Annotated in this window: 23 protein-coding genes and 2 pseudogenes; 6 read left to right on the top strand and 19 right to left on the bottom strand. The window is 64.2% G+C overall.

What is annotated here, in order from left to right; translation table 11 throughout:
- Positions 1–81: 81 nt before the first annotated feature.
- On the top strand, positions 82–1,575 hold the full coding sequence (locus G6N50_RS20785) for an aldehyde dehydrogenase family protein (RefSeq protein ID WP_083094505.1): 1,494 nt from the start codon (positions 82–84) through the stop codon (positions 1,573–1,575).
- Between the two features lie 648 nt (positions 1,576–2,223).
- The gene (locus G6N50_RS20780) at positions 2,224–3,243 is read left to right on the top strand and encodes an amidohydrolase family protein (RefSeq protein ID WP_083094506.1); all 1,020 of its coding nucleotides are present in this window, start codon (positions 2,224–2,226) and stop codon (positions 3,241–3,243) included.
- 5 nt (positions 3,244–3,248) lie between these two features.
- Here G6N50_RS20780 and G6N50_RS20775 read toward each other — a convergent pair whose 3' ends face one another.
- The 8 genes from G6N50_RS20775 to G6N50_RS20740 form a co-directional block, all read right to left on the bottom strand.
- On the bottom strand, positions 3,249–4,241 hold the full coding sequence (locus G6N50_RS20775) for a substrate-binding domain-containing protein (protein ID WP_232068801.1): 993 nt from the start codon (positions 4,239–4,241) through the stop codon (positions 3,249–3,251).
- A 22-nt stretch (positions 4,242–4,263) separates the two neighbouring features.
- Positions 4,264–5,049, bottom strand: coding sequence for an IclR family transcriptional regulator (locus G6N50_RS20770; protein ID WP_232068800.1), 786 nt, complete (start codon positions 5,047–5,049; stop codon positions 4,264–4,266).
- Between the two features lie 41 nt (positions 5,050–5,090).
- On the bottom strand, positions 5,091–6,275 hold the full coding sequence (locus tag G6N50_RS20765; RefSeq protein ID WP_232068799.1) for an NAD(P)/FAD-dependent oxidoreductase: 1,185 nt from the start codon (positions 6,273–6,275) through the stop codon (positions 5,091–5,093).
- Between the two features lie 172 nt (positions 6,276–6,447).
- Complete coding sequence (hcaB, locus tag G6N50_RS20760; RefSeq protein WP_083094508.1) at positions 6,448–7,254, bottom strand: 3-(cis-5,6-dihydroxycyclohexa-1,3-dien-1-yl)propanoate dehydrogenase; 807 nt, start codon at positions 7,252–7,254, stop codon at positions 6,448–6,450.
- A complete protein-coding gene (locus G6N50_RS20755; RefSeq protein WP_083094509.1) occupies positions 7,251–7,556 on the bottom strand; it encodes a hypothetical protein in 306 nt (101 codons plus the stop codon). The genes hcaB and G6N50_RS20755 overlap by 4 nt, the downstream gene beginning before the upstream one ends.
- Complete coding sequence (locus G6N50_RS20750; protein WP_232069010.1) at positions 7,553–8,080, bottom strand: 3-phenylpropionate/cinnamic acid dioxygenase subunit beta; 528 nt, start codon at positions 8,078–8,080, stop codon at positions 7,553–7,555. The genes G6N50_RS20755 and G6N50_RS20750 overlap by 4 nt, the downstream gene beginning before the upstream one ends.
- A gap of 95 nt (positions 8,081–8,175) precedes the next feature.
- Positions 8,176–9,573, bottom strand: a complete 1,398-nt coding sequence (locus G6N50_RS20745; RefSeq protein ID WP_083094511.1) for an aromatic ring-hydroxylating dioxygenase subunit alpha — start codon at positions 9,571–9,573, stop codon at positions 8,176–8,178.
- A 91-nt stretch (positions 9,574–9,664) separates the two neighbouring features.
- Positions 9,665–10,807, bottom strand: coding sequence for an acyl-CoA dehydrogenase family protein (locus G6N50_RS20740; RefSeq protein WP_083094512.1), 1,143 nt, complete (start codon positions 10,805–10,807; stop codon positions 9,665–9,667).
- Positions 10,808–11,168: 361 nt separating this feature from the next.
- On the opposite strand from G6N50_RS20740, the pseudogene G6N50_RS20735 reads away from it, so the two are divergent.
- A pseudogene (locus G6N50_RS20735) lies at positions 11,169–11,288 on the top strand (acyl-CoA dehydrogenase family protein); the annotation flags it as partial.
- Positions 11,289–11,329: 41 nt separating this feature from the next.
- Here G6N50_RS20735 and G6N50_RS20730 read toward each other — a convergent pair.
- On the bottom strand, positions 11,330–11,830 hold the full coding sequence (locus G6N50_RS20730) for an Lrp/AsnC family transcriptional regulator (RefSeq protein WP_083094513.1): 501 nt from the start codon (positions 11,828–11,830) through the stop codon (positions 11,330–11,332).
- 159 nt (positions 11,831–11,989) lie between these two features.
- On the opposite strand from G6N50_RS20730, the gene G6N50_RS20725 reads away from it, so the two are divergent.
- Entirely contained in the window at positions 11,990–15,490 is a 3,501-nt protein-coding gene (locus tag G6N50_RS20725) for an indolepyruvate ferredoxin oxidoreductase family protein (RefSeq protein ID WP_083094514.1), read from the top strand.
- 471 nt (positions 15,491–15,961) lie between these two features.
- Here the strand turns inward: G6N50_RS20725 and G6N50_RS20720 are convergent, their stop codons facing one another.
- Positions 15,962–16,357, bottom strand: coding sequence for a type II toxin-antitoxin system VapC family toxin (locus G6N50_RS20720; RefSeq protein WP_083094515.1), 396 nt, complete (start codon positions 16,355–16,357; stop codon positions 15,962–15,964).
- Between the two features lie 4 nt (positions 16,358–16,361).
- On the bottom strand, positions 16,362–16,628 hold the full coding sequence (locus tag G6N50_RS20715) for a type II toxin-antitoxin system Phd/YefM family antitoxin (protein WP_083094516.1): 267 nt from the start codon (positions 16,626–16,628) through the stop codon (positions 16,362–16,364).
- Positions 16,629–16,923: 295 nt separating this feature from the next.
- On the opposite strand from G6N50_RS20715, the gene G6N50_RS20710 reads away from it, so the two are divergent.
- Both G6N50_RS20710 and G6N50_RS20705 read left to right on the top strand, forming a co-directional pair.
- A complete protein-coding gene (locus G6N50_RS20710; protein WP_083094585.1) occupies positions 16,924–17,541 on the top strand; it encodes a TetR/AcrR family transcriptional regulator in 618 nt (205 codons plus the stop codon).
- Positions 17,538–17,795 carry a hypothetical protein gene (locus G6N50_RS20705; RefSeq protein WP_083094517.1) on the top strand — a complete coding sequence of 86 codons (258 nt, stop codon included), beginning with the start codon at positions 17,538–17,540 and terminating at the stop codon, positions 17,793–17,795. The genes G6N50_RS20710 and G6N50_RS20705 overlap by 4 nt, the downstream gene beginning before the upstream one ends.
- 125 nt (positions 17,796–17,920) lie before the next feature.
- Here G6N50_RS20705 and G6N50_RS20700 read toward each other — a convergent pair.
- From G6N50_RS20700 to G6N50_RS20665, 8 genes and pseudogenes are all read right to left on the bottom strand, one after another.
- A pseudogene (locus tag G6N50_RS20700) lies at positions 17,921–18,920 on the bottom strand (NAD-dependent epimerase/dehydratase family protein).
- Between the two features lie 61 nt (positions 18,921–18,981).
- On the bottom strand, positions 18,982–19,779 hold the full coding sequence (locus G6N50_RS20695) for an alpha/beta fold hydrolase (RefSeq protein WP_083094586.1): 798 nt from the start codon (positions 19,777–19,779) through the stop codon (positions 18,982–18,984).
- 46 nt (positions 19,780–19,825) lie between these two features.
- Positions 19,826–20,581: an enoyl-CoA hydratase-related protein gene (locus G6N50_RS20690; protein ID WP_083094518.1), complete on the bottom strand. Its 756-nt coding sequence runs from the start codon at positions 20,579–20,581 to the stop codon at positions 19,826–19,828.
- A 6-nt stretch (positions 20,582–20,587) separates the two neighbouring features.
- Positions 20,588–21,730 carry an acyl-CoA dehydrogenase family protein gene (locus G6N50_RS20685; RefSeq protein ID WP_083094519.1) on the bottom strand — a complete coding sequence of 381 codons (1,143 nt, stop codon included), beginning with the start codon at positions 21,728–21,730 and terminating at the stop codon, positions 20,588–20,590.
- 9 nt (positions 21,731–21,739) lie between these two features.
- Positions 21,740–23,035 (bottom strand): FAS1-like dehydratase domain-containing protein, encoded by a 1,296-nt coding sequence (locus G6N50_RS20680; protein WP_083094520.1) that lies wholly within the window; start codon positions 23,033–23,035, stop codon positions 21,740–21,742.
- A 9-nt stretch (positions 23,036–23,044) separates the two neighbouring features.
- On the bottom strand, positions 23,045–23,908 hold the full coding sequence (locus G6N50_RS20675) for a mycofactocin-coupled SDR family oxidoreductase (protein WP_083094521.1): 864 nt from the start codon (positions 23,906–23,908) through the stop codon (positions 23,045–23,047).
- Positions 23,909–23,910: 2 nt separating this feature from the next.
- Complete coding sequence (locus G6N50_RS20670; protein ID WP_083094522.1) at positions 23,911–24,720, bottom strand: enoyl-CoA hydratase-related protein; 810 nt, start codon at positions 24,718–24,720, stop codon at positions 23,911–23,913.
- 42 nt (positions 24,721–24,762) lie between these two features.
- Positions 24,763–26,280, bottom strand: coding sequence for a class I adenylate-forming enzyme family protein (locus G6N50_RS20665; RefSeq protein WP_083094523.1), 1,518 nt, complete (start codon positions 26,278–26,280; stop codon positions 24,763–24,765).
- Positions 26,281–26,291 lie beyond the last annotated feature (11 nt).

The following is a 26,291-nucleotide window of genomic DNA, read 5'->3' as shown; positions in this document are numbered from 1 at the left end:
AACCATGTTCTGCCGCACCGGCTCACGATAGAGTCGTGTCGCGCTAGAGCGGCAAGCACCCCAGGAGGTGGCCGGAGACCCATGAAATCTTCACTGGCTGATAACACCAAGGCAGTTTCGGCATTGCTGGACCGCGACTGGCGCATGCTCATCGGCGACACCGCGGCAGTGGCCAGCCACGGTGGGACGATGGAAATCACTACACCGCATGACGGGACGACCATCGCCCGCGTCCCGTCTGCAAACGAAGCCGACGTCGAGGCGGCGGTATCGGCTGCCACCCGAGCATTCCCGCACTGGCGCGACACCCCCCTTCTTGAGCGCGCGGAGATGATTCGGGCTTTCGCCGCGCGTCTGCGCTCGCGCGCCGAAGACTTCGGATTGCTCGACGCCATCGACGCGGGCAATCCGGTGACCGCCATGGTTGGCGACGTGATGATGGCGGCACGGTGGCTCGACTATCACGCCGGGGTCGCGTTCAGCCTCGCCGGTGCCACGCTGCCCTCGATGACTGGTAGCTGGCTGCTGACCCGCAAGGAACCCTACGGCGTCGTGGGACGGATCATTCCCTACAACCATCCGATATTATTCGCAGCGGCGAAAGTGGGCCCGCCGCTGGTCACCGGCAACACACTGGTTCTCAAGGTACCCGACCAGGCGCCGCTGTCGTCGCTGTTGATGGCCGAGATCGTCCTCGAGTCCTTTCCGCCCGGGGTGGTCAATATCCTGTCGGGAACCGGTGCTGTAACGGGCGATGCCTTGGTGCGGCACCCTGCCGTCAAACGGATCTCGCTGATCGGCAGCGTCGAGACCGGCCAGAAGGTCATGGCGTCGGCGGCATCGGCCGGAATCAAGCACGTCACGCTGGAACTCGGCGGCAAGAACGCGATGATCGTATGCCCGGACGCCGACCCCAACGCCGTCATCGAGGGTGCGGCGTTCGGGATGAACTGCCATTGGAGCCAAGGGCAGTCGTGCGGATCGACCACACGGCTCTTCGTCCACGACTCGCTGCATGACCAAGTCGTCGCCGGTCTGACCGATCGCCTGAAGTCCATCCGCATCGGCCATCCGCTCGACCCAGCCACCGAGATGGGATGCCTTGTCTCACAAGCCCAGTTCGATAAGGTCATGGGTTACATCGAATCAGCCCATCACGAGGGCGCACGACTGGTGACGGGCGGCCGCAGGCCGGAGGGGAACGACTTCGCGAAAGGCTCCTATGTCGAGCCGACGATATTCGCCGACGTCGACATGTCGATGAAGATCGCACGTGAGGAGATCTTTGGGCCGGTGCTGTCGGTGTTGCGCTGGAATGACCTGGGAACAGTCGTCGAGCAAGCCAACGAACTCCCGTTCGGGCTGACCGGGGCGGTGTGGAGCAACGACATCACCACCGCCATTTCGGTGGCCGATCGGCTGGATACCGGCTACGTCTGGATCAATGGGTCGGGCAGCCATTTCCTGGGAGCCCCGTTCGCCGGGCACAAGAACAGCGGAGTCGGCACCGAGGAAGGTGTTGAGGAGTTGGAGAGCTACCTGCAGTCGAAGACGGTCAACATCCCCCTGCATTGACGCCGCCAGCAATTGGAAGGCATTGCGGCACAGTCCCTATGGGGCCTATCAGCACTCAACCCGACTGCTTTACGCTCTGTAATGTACCCGGGAGAAATACCCGATTCGACCTGGAGGCCAGCCGATGCCGCGAGCTCCTCGCACGCCGCCGTCGATCGCCGAGCAGATCACGCGGGCGGCAATCGCGACGAGCCCCGGCTTCGACACCACGGTATTGGTCCTGACGCTGAACATGTTTCGCGCCGCAACGGGGCCTTCTTATGCGCTCACGCCGCAGAACTTTTGCCGCATGGGCTCAACACCAGGCAGCCGAACATCTTGACCGTCTTGGACCGCTCGACCGAGCCTTTGACAATGGGCGAGCTCGGAGAGACGCTGTCCGTGCGGCCGGCCAACCTGACAGGGATGTTCGAGGCTCTGGCCAGGCGTCATGAGGACCGCGCGTTCCTGCGCAAGTTCCCGCCGCGACACTGGACATATCTGCATCGGCTGATGAAAGAACTGACCCTAAGGCAACAGCGTCAACAACCAGTTTCTCCTCGAACGTCTCCTCGAGCCGGTCGAGACCAATGCCCCGTCACCTGTTGCAAATCAGCTTCTTTCGCGGCGTCACAGTAAGCTCAACCAAGTTAAGGAGCAGGTTTCGTCATGATAATTGCCGAACCGACCCGGGCACCGCGCTTAGTCGATGTGCATACCCACGGTCTGCCGCGCGACTTGCCGAACTTCGGACGACGATTCGCCGGCTCATGGCCAGAACTGGTCGAGACCGGCCCGTGCACGGCGGACATCCTCCTGGGTGGCCGGCATTTCCGGTCGATCACGGATCACTGTTGGGACCCGGCCCGACGCCTGGAGGACATGGACGCTGATGGTGTTTCTATGCAGGTGATCTCGCCCATCCCCATCACCTTCTCCTACGGGTTGAACGCCGACGGTGTGGCGGACCTCTCGCGGGTCCAGAACGAGTGGATCGCCGATGTGGCCCGTGATCACCCGTCTCGATTCGCCGGACTTGGCACCGTCCCGTTGCAGGATCCTGCGCGGGCAGCCCAGATGGTGGTCGACATCGTCGGGGATCTCAAGTTGTCCGGTGTGGAGGTCGGGTCGAATGTCGGCGGGCGCAATCTCGATGACCCTGAACTCGACCCGTTTTTCGCCGCCTGCGCGCAAACCGGCGCGCTCATCTTCGTGCACCCATGGAACATGCTTGGCGCCGACCGGCTCAAGAAACACGGACTGGTGAATTCGATCGGCATGGGAGCTGAAACCGCTGCTGCGGCAGCGTCGTTGGTGATGGGCGGTGTCCTCGACCGTCATCCAAACCTCAAGATCCTGCTCGCGCACGGCGGCGGCGCATTCCTGGCACTGCTGCCACGGATCGACCGCATCTGGAAGTGTGTTCCGGACGCCGCCGGCACCAGCGGCCGGCCATCCTCGTATGCCGATCGTTTCTATTACGACTCGCTTGTGTTCGATCCCGCCGCCGTGACCGCACTGATTGCCCGCGTCGGTGCTGACCGTGTTGCCGTCGGCACCGACTACCCGTTTGTCATCGCCGAACGGCCGGCGGGTGCAGCACTGTTCGCAGCTGATCTGCCAGAGCCGGCGACTGAGTCGGTTACTTCAGGGACTGCCGTCACAATGTTGGGCTTGAACTTGGCGTGATGCCCTCATATCCGCGCTGAGCTCAGCGTCGACGGTACGAACACTTCCTCGTAGTCGAGTGGGTGGTCGGTGAATCCCTGCCGATGGGCGTAGTTCAACAGTGACCGGAGACTGATCTCGTTCTCGGACAATCCATATCGGAACGGGTCGCCCAGCACGGCGGCTTCCTCCTCAGCGTAGGCGGACTCCCATACCAGGCTGCTCTTGCATACCGCGGTATCGAGCAGATCGCGCTGGGCGGGCCTGCGAGCCGCCTCGAACGCATCGACCAGGTTGTTGGCGAGCCAGGGGTGAGCGGCGACGAGCTCTCGCCTGACCACGACAACGTGCATGATCGGGATAATCTTCGTCGCTTCGAAATACGCGCGTTCCGCGCTGCGAAAATCCTGCCACAGCCGTTTGATACGTGCGTCACCCCGCAAGTAAGCCCGGGGAGCTCGGGCCGTGATCAACCCGTCGAGGTCACCCCGTAACAGTTGGTTGCTCAACGTGTCGTCGTCGCCGATATGGCTCACCCGGAAGTCCTCCGGGGGGGTGACAGGCACCTTCTCCTGCCGTCCAGCCTCCTCCAAACCTCCTGTCCGCCAGTCAATCGACGTCAAGTCAACACCGTAGTGTTCACCGAGGATGCCACGCATCCACAGTGACGCCGTCATGCTCCACTCCGGGGTACCGACCGTCGTATTAGCCAAATCCGCAGGCTCCGACACGACCGCTTCGGCGTTTACATACACCGAAGCGTGCCGGAAGGCCCGGGACGGAAAGATCGGAAGGGCGACAAAAGCCCTATCGGGGTTCTTCAGGGTCGCCAGATACGCACCCATCGAATATTCAGCGACGTCGAATTCGGCATACTTACCCTGACGCCAGAACAAATCTTCGATAGCTGTGTGCAAGTACCGTAGGCGCACACCTTCGGGCTGTACCTCCCCGGTGTACAGACGCCAGGTGCGATCGTACAACTCCCCACCGTAGGTCAACTCGAGCCGTTGCGACATGTTCACTCCGTTCGCGGATCAATCACGGCAGTAATTCATCGATCTCAGCTTTGGCGGCGAGCAGATTCTCCAGAACGACGTCGCGGAAGTCAGTGTCCATCCTGCTCACCGGTACGGACGCAGCGAGCGCGAACGAGCCGCCCCTCAGGGGCACCGCAATCGAGACGACGCCTTCCTCACCTTCCTCGTCGCTGGTGGCGAATCCGCGACGACGCACGGTGGCAAGTTCGGATTGCAAAGCTTTCTTTGACTTAATGGAGCGCCGTGTCAGCTGGGCAAGATTAGTATCGGGATACAGCGCGTCAAGTTGCTCGTCAGTGAGCGCAGCCAGCAGCGCCTTGCCCGTCGACGTGCAATGAGCCGGCATCGCCACGCCTAGGCGAGCCGAAACCCGCAGCGCCTGAGAACTTTCGATGGAGTCAACAAAATCTACCTGCGCGCGGTCCAGTCGCCCCAGGTGCACCGTTTCCCGCAGATCCGCATTCAATTTCTCCAGGACAGGCCGCGCACGGACCCGGATGTCGAGGCGACCAACCACGCTGAAGGCCAACAAGTCGAGGCTGGGACCGGACCGATACGCCTTTGTCCGCGGATCCTGGCGAACCAGTCCGCGGTAGGCCAACATCGCCAGGAGGCGGTGAGCCGTCGAACTGGCTACTGAAAGATGACTGCTGACCTCCGTGAGCCGGATCTCGGACCGCTCAACCAACATCATCAACGCACGCAACGCGTTGTCGACCGATTCGATTGGGTACTGCGGTACGGGCCCATATTCGCGCGCAGCGACGGCATCGTTTGTTTCGGTCACCCCTACGACCTCCTGACGGCGATTCACGCGACCCTGGATGCCTACTGCCGGGCGCTCGCCGTGGCACCGGCCTGCGGCAACTGTTCGAGCTCGTGCAGAGCCGCCGCGGCGGTGGTCTCAGCGCCGATCAGTCTGCGGCAAATCAAGATAGCCTTCGGCCAGTTGACGGTCACGGCGCCTCGGAGCAGCCCGCTGTCGTCGCTGTAGATTGCTGCAGCACGCGGCTTCTCACCGTTCAGGTCGCCGATGATTCGCAGCAGTTCGGCTCGACCTGGCCGCCCGGCGATCTGGATCTTCCAGTCGTACTGGTCGCTCCAGACGTACTCCGTCGGGGCATACGCGCGCAGCTCATCGGGGTGCGCGATGTTGTGGGCTACGCAAGCCGCCTGCTCGGACGCGTTGGTCCAGTGCTCAACCCGGACATCTTCTCGATGCCGCGGATGGTGCCAACGGGCCACGTCACCCACCGCGAAGATATCGCTGTGATCGACTGCGCGGCAATACTCGTCGCACACCACCCCGTCGTCGATGAGCAGTCCCGACGATGTCAGCCAGCCGTCGTTGGGACGGGCGCCGATACCGACGACGACGGTGCTTGCCGGTAACACGTCGCCGCCGGTCAACTCCACGTAAAGCTGTCCGGCGGTGCCCTCGATCGCCTCCACGCCTTCACCGAAGCGGGTATGTACGCCGTGGCGATGGTGCAGGTCGGTGAACATGACCCCGAGTTCCTCGCCCACGACCCGGCCGATCGGCGCGTGCAGCGGGTCGACGATCGTGACGTCTCGGCCCGCCGCGTGAGCGGTTGCCGCCACTTCTGCGCCGATGAATCCGCCGCCGACCACCACCACGGGACCCGATGACGAGGCGAGGTCGCGGGCCAGTCCCCGGCTGTCGTCGAGTGTGCGGACAACGTGCACGCCGGATTCGACCGGCCATGGGGACGGCCTCGCGTCAGCGCCGCTGGCCACGACAAGGACGTCGTAGGGCACTCGGGTGCCGTCGGCGAGGACGACTTTCCGATCAGCGACATCGAGGCGTTCCGCGGCACTGCCGAGGCGTAGCTCGATGCCGGCGGCCTCGGCGTCGTCCGCCGTCAACAGTCTCACCCTGTCCTCATCCCACGCGCCGGCGAGGAACTGCTTGGAGAGCGGCGGCTTGTCGTATGGGAGTTCGGTTTCCTTGCCGATCAGCACGATGCGACCGTCAAATTCTTGCGTTCTCAATGCGCGTGCAGTACGCACCCCGGCGACCGAGCTTCCGACAATGACAACGGTCCTGCCGGCCATCAGCGCGGCCCCTCCGAGACGTTCTCCTGCACCGGGTATCCCCTGCGGCTCCTGGCATTCGGCTTCAGATTCGGCAAGGCATCCCCTGTGTCTTCACTGTGATCGGGCGTCATCGCCGCTTCTTCGGCGCCCCGGCGACACTCATCCCGCCGTCGGAGTGAACGACACCGCCGGTGATGCCGCGGGATCGATCCGATGCGAGAAAGACATAACTCCAGGCGTGATCTTCGCCGCTCAGTGCGACCTGCAACGGCACGCGCGCAGCGAGTTCCCCGGCCCGCTCGGCAGTATCGGACATGCGGCGCTCGGCTGATCCGAGGCTCGCCACGCCTCGCAGGTCGGTGCCCAACGTCCCGCCGGGTGCGATCCCGTTCACCCGGACACCAGGGGCCAAATCATGTGCCAGCGCGGTCACCAGGCCGCGGACAGCGAATTTGGAAGCAACGTAGAGCACTCCACCGCGGCCCGGGTAGTAGGCCGACGTGGATTCGGTCAGCAGAACGACGGCGTGCTCGGACTGACGCAGCGCCGGGAGGGCGGCCTTGACCGAATGCAGGTGACTCTTGACGTTGACGCGAAAGATCTCGTCGAACGCGTCGTCGACAAGGTCGGCGTCCAGATCCTCGATGCTGCGGTAAAAGTCAAACACGCCAACACAATTGACCAAGATGTCCAGTCCGCCGAATGCCTTCACCGCGGCTGCGACGGCCCGATCGTTCGAGATTCGGGTGGTTGCGTCGCCGATCGTCGTGACCACCTCGGGATGGGTGGTCGACAATGCCGCGCATTTGTCGGGATCGCGCTCCAGGACCGCTACCCGGGCACCTTCGCCCAAGAAAGCGTCGACAATGGCCTTGCCGATTCCGGAGCCGGCCCCGACGACAAGCGCCCGGCGACCCTCGAGCCAGCCCGTCATGCCCGGCCTGACGTTGTGTCCCCGGATTCGTCGGTGACCAGCGACCCGAACGGCTGGCCGATCATTGCCGAAAATGTGGCCGTGGCCTGCCAGGTCAGCGCTTCAAGTTCCAATGGGCACAACGAAACCCATTGCCCGGATTTCAGTGATTCGATCAACAGACGTGACCCGTTGCGCGTCTGCAAGCGGGCGACCCGAACCTCCGCGAACTCGTTGCCAATCGTGATCGGTTCGCCGGCAATATCTTCCGGGTGGACCGTGTCAGTCCCTGATCGCCCCGGCTGCTGCGGATAAGCTGTCATAGGAAGATCGCCAGATTCTGCATTCGGATCACCGACTCGTCCACCAGAATGGTCCGGCGGGCCAGCTTCCATTGCTCACCCTCATGGCGCAGGAGGTCCTCGCGACCCGCGGAGAGAAAGGCTCCTTCTCGAACGTCACCCCTGCTACGGAAGAGGAGAGTTGCAGACTCGACCACCAGATGATCGGAATCCTCGGTGGCAAAGGTGCGCACATTCGACAGGTGGTGCCGCAGCCGCGACGGCGGATCTTCGGTCCACGCATGTTCGGTGAGGAATCGCGCGACCCTGCGAGACAGTGAGTACTTGTCTTCATCGAAATGAGCCATGCCCGGAGATGTGTCGTATCCCGCACCAAGGGCGGTGGTCACCCGAACCGGCATCAGGTAGTGAATGTCGTCGGCGAGCGTGTCCAGCCAGTCGGTGTAGGCCTGCGCGTCGAGTAGATAGGTCTCGTCGACCAGCCACCGGTGAGCCAACAGATGGCGTTCGTCATCGAAGCGTAATGTGCTACCGCTGCGGGCAATTCGGGATGCATGGGCCCCGAGTCGCGAGGCAGCCGAATGGGTCTCGCGCTGCCTGCTAGCCGTTGCACCCCGATCTGATGTTGTGGTGTCAGTACTCACCGGCGCACCACCTTGTCGACGGCGGCTGGAAAGCTGCAGATTTCGGAGCCTTCTGCTGCGGCCTCAACCGGGCTCTCGAGGTCATCCGCCCAGCGCCGCAGCAATTCTCGCTGATTGAACTCACTGTAGCCCTTCCGCGCGATACCTGGTCCGGAGAACTGTTCACGCGTCAGTGGCGGAGCGACCTCGGTGCCGTCTTCCAGCAGACCCATTCTGCTGTTGAGCAGTAATCTGCGGGCCATGGAGCCGGCCGCCGTGTTGGTCAGCGACACCCAGTTCTCCACGTCATCCTGCTCAAACATGCCGGTGCTGCCGAAACACATCAGATAGGCCTTGTAGGAGAGTGCCTTGAACTGCTCTGGCGCCTCTTTGTCGACGGCGAACCAAGACAGTATTTCGGTCTCATCCTCGCTAATCGGCTGCCACTGCCGCAGGGTGATGAACGGGAGCACATCATCGGAATCTGCGACCTTCGGCCAGTTGTGCACGAAAGAAAGGTTGGGATACAGGGACGCGGCGCTGAACATGAACCCGTCTTCGCCGATTATGTTGAGCTGCTCGGCCGTCCAGGACTGCTTCATCCGGGTGATCATGTCCTCGGGGTAGCCGACGTAGCTCAGACGCTGCTCGAGCGGGCCCTCCGGCAGTTTGTATGTGGTTCCACCGCCGTTTCCTGCCCAATAAAGCGCGCCTTCCTTGCGTTTTTGGGCACTGGGCTCGCGGAACAGGCCGATTTCCACGACCGACGTATGCGTGTGCGGCGTGTGGTACATGTCGCCCGCGAAGTTTTCAGCACCGATCTTCCAATTCGCCTTGATCCGCCAGCGCTGGGGCCCGCGCAGTTCGATGCCGCTGTGGCTTTGCCTTGTGTAGAAGTCCAGATAGAAGCGGAAGTCACCGAGATATTCTTCCAGCGGCGGGGCCGTCGCGGCTAAGCTGACGAAGATCATTCCGTTGTAGATACCGATGTTTGGCGCCGGCAGCAGTCGTTTGCCCTTGCGCCTGAATCCGGCCTCCCCGCCATAGGCATCGTGGTGGAACGGCAATCCGGCGATCCTGCCGTCGTTGCGGTAGGACCAGCCGTGATACGGGCAACGAAAATGCGAGGTGTTGCCCATCTCGGCCCGGCATACTTGCATCCCCCGGTGCAGACACATATTGAAATGCGCGCGCACCTGACCTTCTTCGTCGCGAATGATGATGAAGGAATCGTCGAGAATCCGGCGCACCACGTAATCACCCGATTGGGGGATCTCTGATTCGTGCCCAACGAAGATCCACGCCCGGTTGAAGATCCGCTCCTTCTCGAGTTTGAAGATCTCACAGTCGTTGTAGATATGCGCCGGGATCATCCCTCGCCGTACGTCATTGAGAACGCTTGACAGCTGTGTCATAGCCACCCTTCCTAAGACCCGGCGCTCCGGTCCTCTGTTCTACAGAGTTGATCTCTGTAATGTAGAGGGCTTAGGAGCGTGCGTCAACGGGTCACAGCCCAAGCGACCGGGCGATGATCACCTTCATGACCTCGCTGGAGCCACCGTAGATTCGGGACACCCGGGCATCGGCATAAGCCCGCGCGATCGGATATTCCATCATGTAGCCGTAGCCGCCGTGCAACTGCAGACAGCGGTCGATCACTCGGCCCTGCAGTTCGGTGCAGTACAGCTTGACCACGGCCGCATCTGCCGCCGAGAGCTTCCTGTCCTCATGAACCAGCAGGGCCCGATCGAGCAGTGACTGACCGGCCTCGATTTCGGTGGCGCAGGCTGCGAGTTCGAACTTGGTATTCTGGAACGACGATACTGTCGTCCCGAACGCTTTGCGGCCCTTGGTGTATTCGATGGTGTCCTGCAAAGCCTTGGTCGCGGCGGCCTGACTGTTCACCGCAATTGAGAGGCGCTCCTGGGCAAGGTTTTCCGTCAGGTAGGCGAACCCTTTGCCCTCCTCCCCCAATAAGTCCTCGGCGGGCACCACTACATCGTCGAAGATCAGCTCTGCCAGGTCCTGCGACTTCAAGCCCAGCTTCTCTAGCTTGCGGCCGCGGATGAGCCGAGGGCTGTCGCCGTCAATCACCAACAGGCTCAGGCCTTCCCGGCCGGCTTCCAGATCTGTCTTGACGGCGGTGACGATGAGATCAGCGTTGGCGCCGTTGGAGATGAACGTCTTGGAGCCGTAGACGATGTAATTGGCACCGTCGCGAACGGCCCGGGTCTGGATCGCTTTCATATCCGAGCCGGCGCCCGGTTCGGACATCGCCAACGCGGCGACGGCATCTCCGCTGACCAGCCTTGGGAGCCAGCGGCTCTGTTGTTCAGCGTTGGCGTAGTGGAGGAAGTAGGGCATCGCGATGTCGGTGTGCATTCGCAAGCCACCGAGTGCGATGCCTGCGTGTTGAGACTCCTCGGTCAGGATTACGTTGAACAGAAAGCTGTCCTGTCCGCCTCCCCCGAACTGCTCGGGAACCTGAGTACCCAACAGCCCGAGCTTGCCCGCGGCCGTCCAGAACTCGCGAGGTGGCGCGCCGGCGCGCTCCCATTCGACGTAATCGGGAACTACCTGTTCGGCATAGAAGGCGCGAACCGTTGCCCTGAATGCCTCGTGATCTTCGTTGAAGAGGGTGCGTTTCACTCAAGAGCCTCTCGAAGTTCCACTCACGCCATCATCGACGGGCGTTAAGTTCGTTCGTGGACAGCGGGATTCGGCATCCGGACGTTCACGCGGTCCACACGGGGTCGGATGCCCAGAATAGATCTTATCGTAGTGATAATACACATTCAATACCATTTGTTAACCGATCCCAGCGACGGTCTTAAGGGCGCCGTGGCGCCAACCCGGCGGACGGTAAGGGTTGACCCAGCATGGCTCGACGGCCTGAAGGACCGAATGACATCCATCACCGATTATTTGGAGTCCGCGATATCCCTGGTCGCGCCGACCACGAGGATTCGATTGGCAGTCGTGCGTGCGGTTCCCGGTTGTCCCAATGACTGCCCGCCTGTGGCGTGACGCGCGGGTCCAGGGGCTGTACGGCGGCACCACCGAGATCATGAAGGACCTCATGGGTAGGGCGATGCGTTACGACGACACGCAACCATTGCTTGAGCGGTGAGATGCCCCGGCGGTAGTGCCCAGCGATTTATCGGGCCGCGCTCACGCTTTGGGCGTCGACCGTCCCCAGCCGGCGTCCCGCGTGATGTGTTTGAGCAGCGGCAGCGCTCGGTACGGCAGTGGCGTCGTAAGCGCCAACGTCGTCGTCGAGTGCACGACGCCCGGGATCACGACGATGGCTTCGATCAGCTGCTGCAGGTCGCCCTGGGTCTCGGTGGCCACTCGCACCAGTAGGTCTTCGCGTCCGGTGGTGGCGTGGATCTCGAGTACCTGCGGCATGGCCGTCAGGGCGTCGACGATCGACGATAGTCGGCCCTGCTGAACCTCCAGCCCGATGAACGCCTCCATCGACACTCCCGCCTGCCCGAGTTTGAGTTCGGGACGGTAGCCAGTGAGCAGACCACCCTCCTCGAGGCGCCGCAGTCGAGCCTGAACAGTGTTGCGCGAGATGCCAAGCCGGGACGCCAGCTCCACCACCCCCGCGCGGGTGTCGCCGGCGAGCATTTCGAGGAGCTCCACGTCTAGGCGGTCGATGCTGAGCATTCTTGTCACCTATCGATGTCGTCAACGATGCCGACTACCCAGATTGGTTAGTTGCCAGCGTAATAGTTGACCCGAACAGCATTCAAAGCAAGCCTTAAGAGTACCTACGAATCACAACTCGTGTGGTGAGATCCCAACCCGCCTGGATGGTGAGACCCAATGACTGATCTGCACAGCGCGGAGAGCCCGGCGCTCGAGTCGTCTCTTGCACAGCGCTACCGCGCCTCGTCGGGTCCGGTGTTGTTGACCGGAGTGCAGGCCATTGCCCGGTTGTTGGTCGAACAGCACACACGTGAAGAACGAGCCCAAAGGGACGTCGCCACATTCGTTTCCGGGTATCAGGGCAGCCCGTTGGCCGGGCTCGATCAACTGCTGGCCAGCCTGCCCGAGCTGAGCACCGTCCACCACGTGCGGCTCGTGCCGGGCGTGAACGAGGAACTCGCGGCGACCTCGGTGTGGGGAAGCCAGCTCGACCTGCCAAATGGCACGCGTCGCCACGACGGTGTGGTCGGGGTCTGGTATGGCAAGGGTCCTGGCCTGGACCGCGCGAGCGACGCACTGCGCCATGCGGCGATGTACGGCGCGAACCCGCACGGCGGCGCGCTGGCCCTGGTCGGCGACGATCCCGGCGCCAAGTCGTCGAGCGTCCCCGCGGCCAGTGAGCGGTCACTGGCCGCGCTGTCCATGCCGATCTTCTTCCCCCGCAACGCCGAAGAGCTCATCGCCTTCGGCCTGTACGGAGTCGCACTGTCCCGAGCATCGGGGTGCTGGCCGGCTCTCAAGATCGTCGCCGACGTCGCCGACGGCCTGTGGACGCTCGATCGGGACTTTGCCGACTTCGACATCGCGGTACCGGCGATCGAATGGGACGGGCGCCCCTGGACGTACCGCCAACGTATCCTCGCCGCGCCCCCCGACAGCGTGCTGGCCGAGGCCGATCTCTACGGGCCGCGCTGGGCGATGGTTGAAGCGTTCAACGCGGCCAACGACATCGACGCAATCGAAGTCGATCCGTCGACCGCGTGGCTGGGCATCGTCGCCGTCGGCACCGCCTACGACTCCGTCCGCGAAGCCCTGGTGGATCTGGGTCTCGACGAGGCCGACCTGTTGCGTTCGGGCGTCCGGATACTGCGGGTCGGCATGCCCTACCCCCTGGGTGCGGACAAGGTCGCGCGCCTGGCTCGCGACGTCGAGCAGGTGCTGGTGATCGAGGACAAGACCGCATTCGTCGAGACTCAGGTCAAGGAGGCCCTGTACGGTCGCACTGGCGCGCCGGACGTACTCGGCAAGCGTGATGCCCAGGGTCGCAGGCTCATTCCGCCGGACGGCGAACTCACCGCGGCACGGCTGACCGCTCCGCTACGCCGGGTGCTGCGGGACCGGGTCGCGCTGTCGGCGCCGCCGCCCCCGTCGCTCGAGTTGACGGTTCTGCCCACCAAGCGCACCGCTTACTTCTGCTCGGGTTGCCCGCACAACCGTTCCACCGCGGTGCCCGAGGGGTCGCTGGCCGGTGGCGGCATCGGATGCCACACGCTGGTCACAATGTCCGCCCGGACCGATTCCCAGGTGACCGGGCTGACGCAGATGGGCGGCGAGGGCGCTCAGTGGATCGGCCAGTCACCCTTCACCGACATCGGACACATGTTCCAGAACATCGGCGACGGAACGTATTTCCACTCCGGCCAGCTGGCCGTGCAGGCGTGTGTGGCCGCCGGCGTCAACATCACCTACAAGATCCTGTTCAACTCCGCGGTCGCGATGACCGGCGCCCAGGACGTCCAGGCCGGACTCACGGTTCCCGAACTGACCCACAAACTCGTCGCGGACGGCGTCACGAAGGTGATCGTCTGTGCCGACGAGCCCCAGCGGCATAAAGGCGCCACGTTCGCCGCCGGCGTCCAGGTCTGGCACCGCGACCGCCTCGACGAAGCCCAGCGCGTGCTTCGCGACACCAAGGGCGTCACCGTGCTGATCTATGACCAGCAGTGTGCCGCCGAGGCGCGACGCAAGCGCAAACGTGGCGCCCTGCCCGTGCGCCGCACGCGCGTCGTCATCAACGAGGCGGTATGCGAGGGCTGCGGCGACTGCGGGGTGAAGAGCAACTGCCTGTCCGTACAGCCTGTCGACACCGAGTTCGGTCGCAAGACCCGGATCGACCAGACCACCTGCAACACCGACTACAGCTGCCTCGACGGCGACTGCCCCTCTTTCATCACCGTTGACGTTCCCGACCGGTCATCCGCCAGCGCGCGACCACAACCTCCCGAGCCGCCCGAGGTCCCTGACCCTGCGGGGCGGCCAATCACCGGAGTTCACAACATCTTCCTGGCCGGCATCGGCGGCACGGGCGTCGTGACGGTCAACCAGGTCCTCGGAATGGCGGCGCTGCGCGCCGGACTGCACGTGGAGGGACTCGACCAAACCGGTCTCAGTCAGAAAGCGGGACCGGTGACATCGCATTTGCGCCTCAGTGCTGCGCCAGCCGATCGATCGAACCGGGTCAGTCCGGGATCCGCCGACTGCGTCCTGGCGTTCGATCTGCTCACCGCCGTCGACGCCAAGAACGTCGGGTACGGCGATCCGAACCGAACCGTCGCCGTCGCGTCGACCAGCAAGACGCCGACCGGGGACATGGTCTACGACGGTGCGGTGGAGTACCCGTCGGAGGACAGTCTGCTGTCGCGGCTCGACGTGCGATCCAAAACGCTCACCGCTTTCGACGCGCTCGCCGCCGCCGACACGCTCTTCGGCACCACCGCGCCGGCGAACTTCCTCCTCGTCGGCGCCGCCTATCAGTCGGGTGGCATTCCCATCCCGGCCGCGGCGATCGAAGAGGCGATTGCCATCAACGGGGTGGCCGTGCGCGCGAACCAGGCGGCGTTCCGCTGGGGGCGGGTCGCGGTGGACAGCCCGGCGACTTTCCAGTCCGCAACAACCGGGCCTTTGGAGGCGCAGCGCTCCGACACGGTGGTGCCCATTCACCTGCTTGGTGGCTGCTCTGTGGTCGGGCCGGCCCGAGAAATGCTCGAGCGGCGGGCCGCCGGGCTGGTCGCCTACCAGGGAGATCACCTCGCGCTCAAGTACATCCAGTTCGTCGAGGACGTGTGGTCGGCAGAACGTCGAATAACCGAACACACGGAGTTGTCGGAGGCCGTCGCCCGCGGCCTGCACAAGCTGATGGCCTACAAGGACGAGTACGAGGTCGCCCGCATGCTCACCGACGCCGCGTTCATCGAGTCGGTGCGCAGGCAGGTCCCGGACGGCGAAAACCTGACCTACAAATTGCATCCGCCAGTGTTGAAGGCGCTGGGCCGCAAAAAGAAGATCAGCATGCGGCCGGGCAGCCACGGGGCGCTGCGACTGCTCGCCAAGGGCCGATTTCTGCGCGGCACCAGGCTGGACCCGTTCGGCCACACGCACATGCGGCGACTCGAACGGCAACTGGTCGCCCACTATGAGGCGATGATGCGCGGCTTCCTGTCGAATCTGACGCCCGAGGGGTACGCCGCCGCAGTCGCGGCGGCGTCGGCGGCCGAGCTTGTTCGCGGCTATGAAGACGTGAAGATGCGCAACGTTCGGCTGTACATCAAGCGGCTCGACGAACTGGGAGTCGACACCTCGGCGCTCCCAGCGTCGGCCTCGTCCCAAGCCGACGAATGAACCCGCGGACACGTCCCAGGCGGTCATTACGGTGGTCGCCCAGGGAGACCGAGTTGCTTGAGGTGACTTTGCAGCGGCCAGCCTGTTACGCGGAGCTAAGAATTGCGCAGTCCAAGACTGGCCCCGCCGGGGGCGGTATGCGCTCGTGGTCGCGGCTGCCATCCATCGGAAGCGGCGATGCCTCCACCATCGTAATCGCGGCGAGTCCGTCGGCCACGCCAATTGCGCCAGCACCTCGGACCTATCTATCCTTTGACTGGCTGCCAAGACCCTGATGCGCTGCGGCCAAGCCCCTAGGCGTGGCGGTGTAAGAGTTGGCGCGATCGGGTGACCCCTCGGGTGGGGGCGCCGATCCCTCTTATGTGGGCGTAGCCGTCGGATATCAGACCAGTGGCTGATTCTCGACCATTGGCGGGTTGCTCTAGCCAGTTGCGTCGCAGTGACGCGTCTGGCCGATAAAGGCCCGGACCTCTATCGCGGAGATGCTGCTGAGATCCCGAGATCCGCTGCTGCTGAAAGCATTCGCGCGTCATATGTGATGACCGCGCGCAACGAGTCGCCAGCTCGCTGTGCCGCTACGAGGTGTATAGCGTCTAAGCTGCGCAAGCGTAGTGGCAGCAAGGTGCCGGCTTCGTCGAGCAGTTGTCGCGTCAGCATGACGGTGTCCAAGCTCTTAAGTAGGTCTCGAGCATCAGCGATGGCTTGGGCTCCGTTTGGTGCCACTGCGCGTATTAGCTCGGTGCGCGCCAAAGCCGCCGAGAATAAATTGTCGTTAGCTCGTGCGCTCAGAAAGGACTGCAGCGACTGCGATTCATCCTCAGCGACAACGAGTTTGACCAAGGCAGAGGTGTCCAGGTAGATCCGCATCGGGTTAGCGCTCGTCGCTCCGAAGTCGCTCAAGGGTTTCAGAGGCGCTGTGCGGGTATGCCGCAGGCTTGAGGTCGTCGATGTTCATCGGACGAGCCGCGCTGACAACTTCACCAGCGCTAATCAGGTCTGCCCACGGATCGCCCGTGATTGGCACCAGGCGCGCGACGGGGTGGCCGCGGTCAGTGATCTCGATCGATTCCCCGGCGACCACTTCTTCAAGGTACTTGCTGGCGTGTTGCCGCAGCTCCCGTACCCCAATCGTCTTCATGTGCTACATAGTAGCACGCATGTCCGTGCCACCCGCGTCCATGGACAGACGATCCGGATCTCAACCGCAGCTTCCTGGTTCGCGACCTCGACGATGTGGTGCGGCGCCTCGACACCAACCTCGACATTGTCGCGAGTGGACCGGTCGAGTTGTTCGAGCGCGCACCGGCCGTGACGGGTGCGTTTGCTCACAGTCGCCAGTCATGGGTCTCCGGAAGTCCACCCAGGTCGGACATAATCGACAAGTAGAACACCACATGAACACAGTGTTCATGTTGTCTGTGAGGTGGTTCCGGATGGCTGTCGACGACCCGCGCGCGGAGAGGGCCGTGCAGAAGATTCTGGCCGGCACGATGAAAGCGTTGAGCAGGCAAGGCGCGAACAAGCTCTCGGTGAGCGATATATGTGAGTCGTCGCAGATCGCGCGCGGCACCTTCTACCGCTACTTCAACAGCAAAGAAGAGGTGCTGGCAGCACTCGGTCAGCATTTCGAGGACGGAGTCGCGGCGGCGTTCGCTGCCGCGATCGAAGCCAACCCGGATCCGCAACTGCGTGTCGAAGTGGTCTTGGACACCATCGTCGCCTACCGTGCCGCGGGCGGAGACTGGAACCAGATGTTGGACGTGGCACCGGAGTTCACGCTGGAATTCATACGCGACACGTTCCCGAAGCTGGTCGACGTGGTCACGGATGCGCTAGACCCCGCGGCCGAGGAGTCTCCGTTGGTAACCAGCGGCGCCCTCACCAAGCGCCAGTTGGGCGATCTGTTCACGCGCAGCGTGATATCAATGTTGTTCCTGCCCGGCAGCCGGTCGGATGAGGTACCGGCGCTGGTGGCATCCCTGTTCAAGGTCAAGGCCGAGTCCGCTGCCAAGCCGCGGCGCCGGCGGCGGGCCGGCGCGACGGCCAGGTGACTCAGCGCGCAGCCATCCGCCGCGCGCTGTCGAGCCTGATCGCTTCGCCGTTGAGCATCTGGTTCTCGATGATGTGCGACGACCGAGAGTCCCGATGGGTGGCGTTCGCCCGCACGGGCACACCGGGCGCCGGGTGGCCCGGCTGCACCGAACCCGACCGGGCGGTCATGATCTTCGACCGGAAATCGCGCGTGGAATCCGACCCGGCAGCGGCCCAACGACTGGCCCGGCAAGAATTCGACGTCGCCGTATGACACGCCAGTCAACGGTGCACAACGTCGGCACTGACCCGATACGTCCTCCGTACGGCACAGCAAGCTTCGACGGCGAGGTCGTGATCGGCTGCCACGCAAGCAGGCGGGAGACGGCTGATCGACGGTCAGTGCGCCTCGCGCCGATCCCGGTAGAACGCCACTGCGCGTCGAATCGAGTCGTGGATCGGCTCGGGATGCCAACCCAGTTCACGCTCGGCCTTGCCGTGGTCCATTGGGGACATGATGTGCATAATCGCACCGACAGCGTGGACAATAGCATGTCGCGTCGCAGCAGGATCGCGGCGATATCTCCGCCAAAGCCCAACGCGTACATGACCTGCAACGGAATCCCCACTCGGGGTGGCCGCGTTCCCCCGGCCTCAGCGGCGGTCCCGTAGAGTTCACGCGCGCTGATGAAGCGCTCCGAGATGATGTACCGCTCGCCGACCCGACCCTTCTCGGCGGCGAGGATCAGCGCACGGGCGGCGTCTTCGACGCCGACCACTTCCATCGACATGCCCTTGAAGTACACCGGCACCTTGCCCTTCGCCGCGGCGGCCAACAGTGAGCCGTGCGGCGTCGGCTGAAGTCACCGGACCCGTGGGTATTCGAGACGCAGAGCGCGACCGCGGGCAACCCCCGTTCGCGCACGTACTGGAACACCAACTGCTCGGCCTCTACGCGGGAGCGGATGTAGCCGCCGCCTTTGTCGGCCCAGTTGAACGGCTCCTCTTCGGTGACCGGGCGGCCGTTCTGGCTGAGCGCGATCGTGCCGATGGTGCTGGTGAAGACGAACCGTCGCAGGTCCGCGTCCGCGGCGGCGTCGAGCACGTGGCGCAGGCCCTCGACGTTGGTGCGGAACAACGGGGCCGGGACGCGCAGCCAGGCCCTGGTGTCGACAACGCAGTAGTGCACGTCGCCGCAGTCCGTCAGCGCGTCATGCAACGCCGCGTCGTCGAAGATGTCGCCGTAGTGGCGGTCGACGTCGAGATCGTCGATCGCCACGGTGGAACTGGTGCGGCGCAGCAGGACTCGGACTCGCTCGCCACGTTCCACCAGTTGGCGCGTCACGTGTGAGCCGAGGAAGCCGCTCGCGCCGATGACCAGTTTCACCGGACCTGCCACGTCAGGATTCCCATCCGTCGCGATCGCGAAGTATGACAGTACGCTGTCATATTCGCGAAGGTTATCCGTTCCGGATCGCTTCGGCGAGTTTCCCGGGCGCATCGATCATGACGAAGGTGGCGCTGTCGGGGATCTCGATCAACGTGGCATGCGGGAACGCATCGCGTAGTCGGCGGGCGTGGTCGATGGGGAACAGCTGATCCTCGGTGCCCCACGTCAAGGTGACGGGTCTGTCGAACGCCTCGATCGCCGGCGCGGCGCGCAACGTGAGAGCCGGATCCAATGAGCCGGTCACCGCAACCGCGTCGTGGCGGGCCGCTCCGCTGGTGGCGAAGGCTCCGAAGATCTCCCGCTGCCGCTCCGGGGTCGGGGGGTGCTTGGACACGGCCTTGAGGAAGAAGGCCTGCCCCGGTCCGGTGGCCAACAGGCGCAAGATTCCTCCACCCACCACCGAGCTGAACCGGCACAGCCTCACGATCTGAGCAAACGACCCGGGCGGAAAGTGTTCGTAGCTATCGCAATTCGTTAGCACCAGACGGGCGATCCGGGACGTGTCCAGGGTCGGATCGCCCAGCGACGCCAGCACCAGGCCGCCGCCGGTGTCGTTGGCCACCACAGTGACGTCGGTCAGATCGAGGGCTTCCATGAAATGGACGATGCGCCGAGCGGCCGCCTCGGCGCCCAGGTCGGCGCCGTCGGTGGGTGCGCTGTGCGCGCCCAGCGGCCAGGTTGGCGCGATGCAACGAAACCCATCGCCGAGTTCGGCCACGACCTCGTTCCAGAGGGCGCCGGTCACGTAGACGCCGTGCACGAACAGGACGGTAGGTCCTTGCCCGGTATCGGCGTATTCGATGTCCAGGCCGTCCACTCGTACCTTCGGGGTTGCCACGTCGGCTCTCCTTTGTTCAGTGACCGCGAAAATCCGGGGTGCGCCGCTCGCGGAAGGCGCGCTCGCCTTCGCTGAAGTCAGCGGTCTCGATCAACGCTAACTGCCCCTCGGCTTCGATCGCTTGCACCGTCTCGAGCTTGGTCAGGGTCGCGGCGGCCAGCGCACGCTTGGTCCAGCCGAACGCCAACGTCGGACCGCCGGAGACGGACCGCAGCACGTCGGCCAGTACAGATTGATAATCATCCTCGCCAGTGAGATAGGAGATCATCCCCCACTCGAATGCGGTTGCCGCGGAGATCTTTTCATCGGTCATCGCCATGCGCGCCGTCCGCGCTCGCCCGATCAGCCCCGGCAGCAGCGCGGACGCACCACCGTCGGGCATCAGTCCGACCCGGCTGAACGCCAGCTGGAAGTACGCCGATGGCGCGGCCACCACCAGATCGCAGGCCAGGGCGAGTGGGCATCCGAAGCCAACGGCGCCGCCGTGCACGCCTGCGACCACTGGCTTGGGCAGCGCGGTGATCGCGCGGACCACCCGGCTGGCGGCGTCAGCGGCTCCCGCGGTGTCACCGCCGGTCAGGTCGCCGCCGGAACAGAACGCCTTCCCGGCGCCGATGAGCAGTACCGCGCGGACAGCCTCGTCACCCGCAGCGCTCTCGAACTGAGCACACAGCTCATCGAGCATCGGTGTGTCGACGGCGTTGAGCTTCTCCGGCCGGTCCAGCCGCAGTCGCAGGACCGCTTCATCGCGCTGGACTGCGATACCGCTCACCAAGAATCACAAGCCCAGGTCGCGGCCGATGATGTCCTTCATGATCTCGGTCGTGCCGCCGAAGATGGTCATGATGCGGTTGTCCATGTAGTCGCGCGCAACCCGGTATTCCGTCATGTAGCCATAGCCGCCGTGCAGCTGTACACATCCGTCGATGACCTTCTTGGCGGTCTCGGTGCACCACCACTTGGCTTTAGACGCCTCGACCGCCGTCAGTTCACCGTCGACGACGGCCTGCAGGCACCGGTCGATGTACTGCTCGCCGATGTCGAGCTCGGTGTCCATCTCTGCCAACAGGAATCGGTTGTGCTGAAAGCTGCCGATCGATTGGCCGAAAGCCCTGCGGTCCTTGGCATATTGCAACGTCTGGCGCCAGGTCTCGCGAGCGCCCGCGATGGCTGAGATGGCGATGGACAACCGCTCTGATGGGAGGTTGTGCATCAGGTGATAGAACCCGCGTCCCTCCTTGCCCAGCAGGTTCGCCGACGGCACTCGCACGTTCTCGAAGGCCAATTCGGCGGTGTCCTGGTAGTGCAACCCCATCTTTTCGAGCTTGCGTCCGCGACTGAAGCCCTCCATACCCGCCTCGACCACCAGCAAGGTGAAGCCTTTGTGACCGGCGTCGGGGTCGGTGCGGCACACCACCACCACGAGGTCGCAGTTGATCCCGGACGAGATGAACGTCTTGGCGCCGTTGATGATCCAGTCGTCGCCATCGCGCACGGCCGAGGTACGGATACCCGCGAGGTCGCTGCCCGCGCCAGGCTCGGTCATCGCGACGGCGACGATCAATTCGCCGCTGATGATGCCGGGTAGCCAGCGTTCCTTCTGTTCGTCGTTAGCCAACGACGAGAAGTACGGGCCCACAACATCGTTCTGCAGGCTCAGCGAGGGCGCCGGCCCGCCATAACGGGCGATCTCCTCGTCGATCACCGCGTTGAAGCGGAAGTCGTCGACCCCGCCACCGCCGTATTGCTCGGGCATGTTGAACCCGATCAGACCGTATTTGCCGGCGGCGACGAACGCCGACCGGTCGACAATTCGGTCGCGCTCCCACTGCTCGGCGTTGGGCACGAGTTCGCGGTCGATGAACTGCCGGACCGTCTCGCGGAACGCCTCGTGCTCCGGCTCCAGAACAAGTCTCTTCATGTGGTGCTCTCACTCTCCATACAGTCGTCGCATCTCTTCACCGACCTTGCCGGATACCCGCGAAACAACCTGGGCACCACGCCTTCTCAGTTCGGCATCTGGGACCGGCAGCACCACCGCGCCGGATGTCTTGGACGGCAACAATACCTTGGCGGTGCCGCGCGTGGTGGTTTCGTCTCGCTGGCTGGTGGCAAAGACGTCCAGTGACACCAGGTCTTCGGCGCCGTCACCCTTCGCGGTGACGGTGCCGGTGCACCGGTGCACGTCTCCGTGATAGTTGAAGCCGCGCAGCTGCAGGTCCATCTCGGCCAGCCAGCCGTCGTCGCCGATCCAGTTCGTCAGCAGGTGGCTCACCCACGCGGCGCGCATCTGGCCGTAGTCGTACGGTGCCGGGATACCCAGTGCCTGAGCGCGTTCGGCGTCCCAGTGCAGTCGTTGCACGACGTCGGGGACGCCGTACTCGTCGGGCTGGTAGAAGGCGGGCATCCGCTTGCGTAACTGGTGAGCGAACTTCAGTGGCCCCACGCCGTAGCCGCCCCAGCCCCATCCCATGTGCATGGAGATGATGTCGACGACGGTCAACGGGCCCTTGATGATTCCCGGAAGTTCGTCGCCGACGGAGACGTCCTCCCACCATTGCGGATCGGCGCCTCGCCGTACTTCTGCCTCGTACTCTTCCTCGACCTGAGCGAACTCCTCGGGAGTCCAGTGCTTGCGCTGAATGTCCTTGAGCTTGCCGGACTTTTTCGAGCCGTGGCGCTCGGCGTTGATGTACGACTCGTCGCGGGTGGCGATCGGGTTGCCGTCGATGTCGACGTAGAGATAGCGGTAGGTTTCCTTGACCGAACGCCCACCGGAGAATTCGCTCTCCTTCACCTGGACGTCGAGCGTGTAGTTCTCCGCCAACACCGGCCGACCCGCGTAGATCGGGCGGTACCACGTCCACTTCACCCCCGAGTAGTACTTGCCGGTACCGCGAAAGAGCCCCCGGAACAGCTTCTTTCGCTCCGGATCGGTGAACTTCGGGGTCTGATCCAGGCCCGTCGCGATCGGGAAGGTCGGCGACGCGATCTGGCCGTGCCAGCGCGTCGACGGCCCGTACGTCGGATCATGGAACAACGGGTTGTCGTCACCACAGCCGAAGGCGAAGTGCGTGATGCCATCCGCCGACGGCAGTTTGTGCCACGCTTCGTCGCGCTGATGGACGGGAATTCCGATCTGTCCCTTGGCGCGTTCGATGTCTTCGTCGGTGATGCGACCCTCTTCGGCGGCCGCGTCGGCACCAGTCTTCTCGGTGGTTGTCATTGATTCCTCCTAAAACTTGAGCATTGCACCGGCGTCGACCTTGAACTGCAGCCCCGTCACGTACCGGGACTCGTCAGAGGCCAGGAAACAGACCGCGTTCGAGATGTCCGAGGTTTCGACGTAGGGGGTGGGCATCGCTTGCATCGCGGGGAACGCCAGCAGAGCGTCGTCGCGGCTCGGTGCCTCGAGGTCCGGTCTGAACTGCCGGTACATCGGCTCACTGTTGAGCATCGATGTGTTTACGTTCGTGGGATGAATGACGTTGGCGCGGATGGATTTCTGCGCCAGTTGCCCGGCGAGCTGCAACGTGTAGGAATCCACCAGCTGCTTGGCGTAGCTGTAGCCCGCCCCGCCGGGGCCCTGCGGGCCAGCAGCCCCGGGGGGTTGTACGGCCGCGATGAGGCCGGCGATCGACCCGGTGGTGATGATCGACGCGCCGGACTTCAGGTACGGCAGCGCGGCGTGGACGGTGTTGACGACGCCGACGAAGTCGACATCGAAAGCATCGGCGAAGGCCTGAACCGGCAGATGAGCGCCCAGCGGACAGATGCCCGCATTGGCGACGACCACGTCGAGTTTGCCGAATTCGGCGACCGCGTTGGCAAGTTCGCGGCTTACCGCCGCCCGGTCTCGCACATCGACCTCGGCGGTGTAGGCCTTGCGGCCGGTCTTCTCGACCTCCAGACCGGCTTCTTCGAGATCACGCGGTGTCGCCAGCGGGTACTCATTGGTCTCGATGTCGTGACAGATGTCGAAGAGGATGATGTCCGCACCCTCCTCGGCCAGCTTGACCGCGTGGCTGCGGCCCTGACCGCGGGCACCGCCGGTCACCAGAACGACTTTTCCTGCTACGCGTCCCGCACTCTCCGCCATTCTCAACGTGCCTTCCATTCAGGTTGACGCTTCTCCGCGAAGGCCCGCGGGCCTTCCTTGGCATCGTCGGATTTCAACAGCTCGGTGAACTCTCGCTTGGTACGGTCCCACTTGGGTTCTTCCGCGGCGACGATGCCCGCGTCGGCACCGTAGGCGACCCGCTTGCTGGCCTGTACCGATAGGGGCGCGTTGCAGGTGATCCGCCCAGCGAGTGCCAGGGCGGCCTCCACGACAGTTCCGTCCGGCACGACTTCGTTGATCAGGCCCCACCGCAGGGCGTCGGCCGCTGTCATCGGCTCACCGGTCAACACCAGCTGCAACGCGATCTTGCGCGGCAGCTGCTCGACGATCCGGAACACGCCGCCCGCCCCGGCGATCAGGCCACGCTTCACCTCAGGAAGTCCGAAACTCGCGCTCTGGCAGGCGATCACCAGATCGCTTGCGAGGGCGAGCTCGGAGCCACCTCCGAGTGCAGTGCCGTTCACTGCGGCAATCGTGGGTTTGTCGATAAAGTGATGCACGTAGCCGGCGAAGCCCCATTCGGGGTGCTCGGCGTGGTAGAGGTTCTCGCCCCGCGAGATGGCCTTGAGATCCGCTCCGGCACAGAAGGACTTATCGCCCGCACCGGTGATGACGACCGCCCACACTTCCGGATCGCGCTGCGCCTCTTCGAGCGCGCTGCCGACGATCGTGCTCACCGCCCCGTTGACGGCGTTGCGCGCGTCGGGCCGGTTGATGGTGATCAAGGAGACGTTGCCGCGCCGCTCAACGCGGGCCGCCAGGCTCGCCACGTCGGTCGCAGTTTCGGTCATAACATTTCCTTCCAGGTCAATGCGGTTGGGTGATGCGCGTTTTCAGCCGGCTCCGGCCGGCTGGACGGTCGGCAAGCCAAGATCCTCGAGCATCGTGAGCAGCCTGCGACGGTCGACCTTGAGCGCCGCTCCGCGGGGCAACTCGTCGACGACCAAGATGCGGGCCGGCACCTCATACGGGGTCAGGATGGCCCGGCAGTGTTCGCGTAGCGCCTCGCCATCGGTGGTCGCTTCAGGACGCAATTCGACTGCGGCAACTGGAATCTGGCCCAACCGCTGATCCGGCATGGGCGCGACGGCGGCATCTGCGACCGCCGGGTGCGCACGCAGCGCGCGGACGACCGTCTCCGGAGACACCTTGAAACCGCCGCGCACGATCACGTCGTCGGCGCGGCCGTCGATGTAGAGGAAGCCGTCGGCGTCGAGGTGCGCCAGGTCGCTCGTCGTGATCCAGTCTCCGGCACCGCCGGCCTGCAGCGTGGCAACCTGCAGCCTGCCGCTCTCGTTGACGCCGAGGACCGCGCCGTCCTCTCCGACGACCTGCAGCTGCACGCCGGGGAAGGCGCGTCCGACGCTGCCCTTCTTGTCGGCCCAACGCGTATGGAAGTCCTTGACGGTCCAACCGGCCACCGCGCCGGAAAACTCGGTCGCGCCGTAGACGACGAGGATAGGGATGCCGTACCGCTCGAAGAATGCATCGACCAATCCGGGGTCGACGGGACTGGTGCCCGCGTTGATGGCGCGGATGCTCGCCAAATCCTCCCGCGGGATGTCGGAGTCGAGCACCGATCGCATGGCCGCCGGGGGCAGTCCTGCCACCGCGGGCCGGTACTGCTTCACCACGGCGTGCCAGCCCGGCACCGTGAATCGATCGAGCATCGCGATCGGACGGGCCGCGACCAGCGACTGCAACAGCGACCACAGCCCACCGATGTGCACGATGGGCAACGTCACCAGGCCCACGGTGCCCGACAACGGGGGTTTGGTCCTGGCGTCGGCGCGGTCGTTGTGCTGCAACGCCGACGCGAGGGAAGCCTCCAGTTGCGCGCGGGTCAAGGGGATGCGCTTCGGAGCGCCCGTCGTGCCCGATGTCAGCATCTCGATGGCTACCGCTGGATCGCCACTGACCGCGTTCTTGGTGCCCCGTACCCGGATGGCGAGTTCGCCGTCGTCGAGCGTCCAGCCGGTCGCGCCGAGATCGGCGACGGCGCGGTTGAACACCTCGTTGGACCACAACGCAGCCGGCCCAAGGACGAAGGACACGCCGGATGCAGCAAGGTCGTCGCTCAGCCTGTCCGGCGGCTGCAGCGGGCTGAGGGTCACCAGCGTGCGCCCGCCCCGCAGGATGGCGATGAGAGCCGCCACGGACTCCATTCGATTGGGCAGCACGACGGCGACTCGGCCACCTGTCTGACACCCGGCGGCGGTGAGTTCGTCGTCGATCCGCTCGATGAGCGACCGAACGGAACCCCAGGACACCCAGCGTCCGTTGCACTCCACCATGCGGTCGTGGTCGTTGGCGTCCCAGAGCCGGCCCAGTGCGTCGTGGATGCTCGTCATCGTCACTTTCC

It is taken from the genome of Mycobacterium mantenii, assembly GCF_010731775.1.
In the GTDB taxonomy this organism is placed as follows: domain Bacteria; phylum Actinomycetota; class Actinomycetes; order Mycobacteriales; family Mycobacteriaceae; genus Mycobacterium; species Mycobacterium mantenii.
The sequence above is the reverse complement of the archived record's forward strand: the minus strand, read 5'-3'. Positions and strand labels throughout refer to the sequence as shown.